Here is a 6,089-nt window from a genome sequence, read left to right as displayed (position 1 = left end):
CGCCGATTTGGGTAGGAGCCGACCTTGGTCGCGATGCAGGCGACGCGGTTTCAAGCCGTGTAGGCCTGCAAGGCCTTCAGGCGTTCGGCTTTCAGCGCCTCGCCCAAGTGTTGTCCGGTATAGCCGGCTTCCACCAGCGGTTTTACCGCTACCCCGCGGGCTGCATCCGCTGCGCCGCGTAGGTAATCGGCCTGTGGATAACTTTCGCCGCGGGCGAGCGCCTCCATCTCGCCCACCCTGATGAACTCCTCAAAGCGCTGCGGCCGACGGTACACGTCGAAGCCCTGCAGCAATTCCAGTAGCTGTGCGGCTTCCAGTTGCAGCGCGCGGCGGCCATCCTCGCCGTACTGACCTACCAGCATCGCCAACTCCTGGCAGTCGCGGGGCACCTTGAAGCGTTCGTTGATGGCCTTGCCCAGGCCGCCTGCCAGGCACGCCCAGCGCACGGTCAGTGGTTGTTCGTGGCGTGCAGCCTGTTCCAGGGCGCCCAGGCGTTCGATTGGCAGGGCCTCCAGTTCCGGCATCAGCTGCTTCAGGGCGCCGCAGTCGTGCAGCACCTGGATAAACACCTGTGGCTGGTTTTCCATCAGCGCCCGGGCGATTTCCTTCCAGCTGCGTTCGGCGGTCAGTGCTTGCAGCTCACCTGATTCGCTCAGCACGCGCATCAAATCCAGTGTGTCGGCGGCGACGGTGAATCCTGTCTCGGCGTAGCGCGCGGCAAAGCGGGCAACGCGTAGCACACGTAGGGGATCTTCGGCGAACGCCGGGGAAACGTGGCGTAGAATTCGTCGTTCCAGGTCGGCCTGGCCGTGGTAGGGGTCGACCACATTGCCGTCATCGTCCTCGGCCATGGCGTTGATGGTCAGGTCACGGCGGATCAGGTCCTGCTCCAGGGTAACGTCGGGGCTGGCGTGAAACACAAAGCCGCCGTAGCCGTGGCCGCTCTTGCGTTCGGTGCGCGCCAGGGCGTATTCCTCGCCCGTTTTCGGGTGCAGGAACACCGGGAAATCCGCGCCCACCGGCCGGTAGCCCAGGGCGTGCATCTGCTCGACGGTGGCGCCCACCACCACCCAATCGATGTCGGTGACCGGGCGGCCCAGGAGACGGTCGCGCACCGCGCCGCCGACTTTGAAAATCTGCATGAAAAAACCTCCGTAGACCCGACAGGATAACCTGTCTGCCGGGCCCGGGGAGGTCAGATGCCTTGGTTAGAGGTGAACGACAGCGAGGTCAAGGCGTCCGTAGTCACCTTCGCTGTGTTCCGTCTTTGGGGGAACATGGTGGGTCTTCATGACTTGGTCGCCCTGCAGGGTTTCCAGGTGGATGTCGAAGCCCCACAGCCGGTGCAGGTGCTTGAGCACCTCGTCGGTGGACTCGCCCAGGGGTTTGCGGTCATGTTGTTGATGGCGCAGGGTGAGCGAACGGTCGCCACGGCGGTCGATGCTCCAGATCTGCACGTTGGGTTCGCGGTTGCCCAGGTTGTACTGCGCGGCCAGGGTCTCGCGAATGATGCGGTAGCCGCCTTCATCGTGGATGGCAGGCACCAGCAGGTCATCGCGCTGATCGTCATCCATGATGCTGAACAGTTTCAAATCGCGGATGACCTTGGGCGACAGGTACTGCAGGATGAAACTCTCGTCCTTGAAGCTGGTCATGGCGAACTTGATGGTAGAAAGCCAATCCGTGCCGGCAATTTCCGGGAACCAGCGGCGATCTTCCTCCGTTGGTTCTTCGCACATGCGGCGGATGTCGCGGTACATGGCAAAGCCCAGCGCGTAGGGGTTGATGCCGTTGTAGTAGGGGCTGTCGAAGCCGGGCTGGAACACCACGCTGGTGTGCGACTGCAGGAATTCCATCATGAAGCCGTCGGTGACCAGGCCTTCGTCGTACAGGTCGTTCATCAGTGTGTAGTGCCAGAATGTCGCCCAGCCTTCATTCATCACCTGGGTCTGGCGCTGAGGGTAGAAGTACTGCGCGATCTTGCGCACGATGCGTACCACCTCGCGCTGCCAGGGCTCCAGCAGCGGCGCGTGCTTCTCGATGAAGTAGAGGATGTTCTCCTGGGGTTCGGCCGGGAAGCGGGCGTTGTCACGCTCGCTGTTCTTGTCCGCGCTTTTCGGGATGGTGCGCCACAGATCGTTGATCTGCTTCTGCATGTGCTCCTCGCGGTCCTTCTGCCGCCGCCGCTCTTCCTCGGCAGAGATCGGGTAGGGGCGCTTGTAGCGGTCCACGCCGTAGTTCATCAGGGCATGGCAGGAGTCCAGCAGGTCTTCCACCGCGTCGATGCCGTGGCGTTCCTCGCACTGCATGATGTACTGCTTGGCGAACACCAGGTAGTCGATGATCGAGCTGGCGTCGGTCCAGGTGCGGAACAGGTAGTTGCCCTTGAAGAAGCTGTTGTGGCCATAGCAGGCATGGGCCACCACCAGCGCCTGCATGCAGATGGTGTTTTCCTCCATCAGGTAGGCGATGCACGGGTCGGAGTTGATGACGATCTCGTAGGCCAGGCCCATCTGCCCACGGGTGTAGGATTTTTCCGTGCTGAGGAAGTGCTTGCCGTAGGACCAGTGATGGTAGCCCAGGGGCATGCCTACCGAGGCGTAGGCGTCCATCATCTGTTCAGCCGTGATCACCTCGATCTGGTTGGGGTAGGTATCCAGTGCATAACGCTCGGCAATCCGGCTGATTTCCCGGTCGTAGGCCTGGATCAGTTCGAAGGTCCACTCGGAGCCCGTGGACAGGGGTTGGCGTTTCTGCTCTCTGGCGGTCATGTCACTAACCTGCGCTGGAAGAGTTCACGGAAGACCGGGTAGATATCCCCGGCCGATACCAGTTGCTGCTGGGCGAACGTGTCGGCAAAGGCTTCGCCGATGCGTTCGTACTCGAACCACAATGCCTGGTGTTCGCGCGGGGTGATCTCCACATAAGTGTAGTACTGCACGAACGGCATGATCTGCTTGGTCAGGATCTCGCGGCAGATGGGCGAGTCGTCGTTCCAGTTGTCGCCGTCCGACGCCTGCGCCGCGTAGATGTTCCATTCATTGGTGGGGTAGCGCTCGGCCATGATCTCCTGCATCAGCTTCAGGGCGCTGGAGACGATGGTGCCGCCGGTTTCCCGGGAGTAGAAGAACTCTTCCTCGTCCACTTCGCGGGCGCTGGTGTGGTGGCGGATGAACACCACTTCGATCTTGTCGTAGTTCCGCTTGAGGAACAGGTACAGCAGGATGAAGAAGCGCTTGGCGATGTCCTTGGTGGCTTGGGTCATGGACCCGGACACGTCCATCAGGCAGAACATCACCGCCTTGGAGCTGGGGTTGGGATGCTTGACCAGCAGGTTGTACTTGAGGTCGAAGGTATCAAGGAATGGCACGCGATGGATGCGCGCGCTGAGACGCTCGATTTCCGTCTCCATTTCCTGAATATCGCCGAAGTTGTCCGGCTCTTCCCGTCGCAGCCGCTCGAGTTCTGCCTTGGCCTCGCGCAGCTTGGCGCGGCTGCTGCCTGACAGGGCGATTCGCCGGGCATGGGCCGAGCGCAGGGTACGGATGATGTTGATGCGTGAGGGGTTGCCTTCGTTGCTGATACCCGCGCGCACGGTCTTGTAGGTGTCCGTGCCACTGAGGTTGCGTTTCACCAGGTTGGGCAGTTCGAGGTCTTCGAACATGAACTCCAGGAACTCTTCCTGGGTGATCTGGAACACGAACTCGTCCATGCCTTCGCCGGAATTGCCCGCCTTGCCGGGGCCCTTGCCACCGCCGCCGCCCCCCTGGGGCCGGGCGATGTGCTCGCCGGCGGTGAATTCCTTGTTGCCGGGGTGCACGACGGTCTGCTTGCCGCCGCGGCCATGGTGCAGCACCGGCTCGTCGATGTCGCGGCCAGGGATGCTGATCTGTTCGCCATGTTCCATGTCGGTGATGGAGCGACGGCTGACCGCCTCTTCCACCGCCTTCTTGATGTGGTCACGGTAGCGCCGCAGGAAACGCTGGCGGTTCACCGTGCTCTTGTTCTTGCCATTCAGGCGTCGGTCGATCACGTAGCTCATAGGCCCTCCGGGCAGCTGCAAGCCTTAAGCTGCAAGCCGCAAGTCAAAAGCTACAGGCCGCGACCTCGGGGCACCGGCGCGGTGGCGGTGCCCCAAGGCGTGCAGCTTGAAGCTTACCGCTGCTTCACTGCGACTTTCTGACCCGCAGGTACCACTCGGAGAGCAGCCGTACCTGTTTGTCGGTGTACCCGCGTTCGACCATTCGCGTAACGAAGTCGTTGTGTTTTTGCTGGTCCTCCTTGCTGGCCTTGGCGTTGAAGCTGATGACGGGCAGCAGGTCCTCGGTGTTGGAGAACATTTTCTTCTCGATGACCACCCGCAGCTTCTCGTAGCTGAGCCAGGTGGGGTTCTTGCCGTTGTTGTTGGCCCGGGCGCGCAGCACGAAGTTGACGATCTCGTTGCGGAAATCCTTCGGGTTGCTGATGCCGGCTGGCTTCTCGATTTTCTCCAGTTCTTCGTTGAGGGCCACGCGGTTGAGGATTTCGCCGGTTTCCGGGTCGCGGTATTCCTGGTCCTGAATCCAGAAGTCGGCGTACAGCACGTAGCGGTCGAAGATGTTCTGGCCGTACTCGCTGTAGGACTCCAGGTACGCGGTCTGGATTTCCTTGCCGATGAACTCGATGTAGCGCGGCGCCAGGTATTCCTTCAGGTAGCGCAGGTAGCGTTCGCGCACCTCCGCCGGGAATTGCTCCTGCTCGATCTGCTGTTCAAGCACGTACAGCAGGTGCACCGGGTTGGCGGCGATTTCATGCGGGTCGAAGTTGAACACCTTGGACAGGATCTTGAACGCGAAGCGGGTCGACAGGCCGTTCATGCCCTCGTCCACGCCGGCGCTGTCGCGGTATTCCTGGATCGACTTGGCCTTGGGATCGGTGTCCTTGAGGTTCTCGCCGTCGTAGACGCGCATCTTCGAGTAGATGTTGGAGTTTTCCGGCTCCTTGAGGCGCGACAGCACGGTGAACTGGGCCAGCATCTTGAGGGTGTCGGGGGCGCAATGGGCCTTGGACAGGGAGCTGTTGAACAGCAGCTTGTCGTAGATCTTGATCTCGTCGCTGACGCGCAGGCAGTACGGCACCTTGACGATGTAGATCCGGTCGATGAACGCCTCATTGTTCTTGTTGTTGCGGAAGCTGTGCCATTCCGATTCGTTGGAGTGGGCCAGCAGGATGCCGGAGTAGGGGATGGCCCCCAGGCCTTCGGTGCTGTTGTAGTTGCCTTCCTGGGTGGCGGTGAGCAAGGGGTGCAGGACCTTGATCGGCGCCTTGAACATCTCGACGAATTCCATCAGGCCCTGGTTGGCCCGGCACAGCGCGCCCGAGTAGCTGTAGGCGTCGGCGTCGTTCTGTGGGTATTCCTCCAGCTTGCGGATGTCGACTTTACCCACCAGCGCGGAGATGTCCTGGTTGTTCTCGTCGCCCGGTTCGGTCTTGGCCACGGCGATCTGGTTGAGGATGGACGGGTACAGCTTGACCACGCGGAACTGACTGATGTCGCCGCCAAACTCGGCCAGGCGCTTGGTGGCCCACGGCGACATGATGGTGTTGAGGTAGCGGCGCGGGATGCCGAAGTCCTCTTCCAGGATGGCACCATCCTCGGTGGCGTTGAACAGCCCCAGGGGCGATTCGAACACCGGCGAGCCCTTGATGGCGTAGAAGGGTACTTTCTCGATCAGTTGCTTGAGTTTTTCGGCGAGGGACGATTTGCCGCCGCCCACCGGGCCCAGCAGGTAGAGGATCTGTTTCTTCTCTTCCAGGCCCTGCGCGGCGTGGCGGAAGTACGAGACGATCTGGTCGATGCACTCCTCCATGCCGTGGAAGTCTTCGAAGGCTGGATAGCGCCGGATCACCTTGTTGGAGAAGATGCGCGACAGCCGCGAATTGGTCGACGTGTCGAGCAACTCCGGTTCCCCGATTGCCATCAGAATGCGTTCGGCGGCAGAAGCGTAGGCACTGCGATCCTTTTTGCAGAGCTCGAGATACTCCTGCAGCGAGAGTTCTTCCTGACGAGTGGACTCGAAACGCTGTTGGAAGTGGCTAAAAATACTCAT

The 6,089-nt window shown here is 61.2% G+C and carries 4 protein-coding genes; all 4 read right to left on the bottom strand.

The features are described 5' to 3' along the window. Positions 1-50 precede the first annotated feature (50 nt). On the bottom strand, positions 51-1,142 hold the full coding sequence (locus AC0Z2B_RS29520) for a tRNA nucleotidyltransferase/poly(A) polymerase-related protein (protein ID WP_476301401.1): 1,092 nt from the start codon (positions 1,140-1,142) through the stop codon (positions 51-53). Between the two features lie 66 nt (positions 1,143-1,208). Continuing rightward, the gene (locus AC0Z2B_RS29515) at positions 1,209-2,771 is read right to left on the bottom strand and encodes a SpoVR family protein (RefSeq protein WP_473004674.1); all 1,563 of its coding nucleotides are present in this window, start codon (positions 2,769-2,771) and stop codon (positions 1,209-1,211) included. Then, positions 2,768-4,042: a YeaH/YhbH family protein gene (locus AC0Z2B_RS29510; RefSeq protein ID WP_416427169.1), complete on the bottom strand. Its 1,275-nt coding sequence runs from the start codon at positions 4,040-4,042 to the stop codon at positions 2,768-2,770. Before AC0Z2B_RS29510 ends, AC0Z2B_RS29515 begins: the two co-directional genes overlap by 4 nt. Positions 4,043-4,166: 124 nt before the next feature. Further along, a complete protein-coding gene (locus tag AC0Z2B_RS29505) occupies positions 4,167-6,089 on the bottom strand; it encodes a PrkA family serine protein kinase (protein ID WP_158153224.1) in 1,923 nt (640 codons plus the stop codon).

Source organism: Pseudomonas sp. GYB4201 (genome assembly GCF_056312595.1).
This window is presented reverse-complemented; position numbering and strand designations above follow the sequence as displayed.

Excerpts from the sequence above, each read along its gene's own strand:
- AC0Z2B_RS29505 (WP_158153224.1), bottom strand. The coding sequence starts at position 6,089 with ATGAGTATTTTTAGCCACTTCCAACAGCGTTTCGAGTCCACTCGTCAG.
- AC0Z2B_RS29520 (WP_476301401.1), bottom strand. The coding sequence starts at position 1,142 with ATGCAGATTTTCAAAGTCGGCGGCGCGGTGCGCGACCGTCTCCTGGGC.
- AC0Z2B_RS29510 (WP_416427169.1), bottom strand. The coding sequence starts at position 4,042 with ATGAGCTACGTGATCGACCGACGCCTGAATGGCAAGAACAAGAGCACG.
- AC0Z2B_RS29515 (WP_473004674.1), bottom strand. The coding sequence starts at position 2,771 with ATGACCGCCAGAGAGCAGAAACGCCAACCCCTGTCCACGGGCTCCGAG.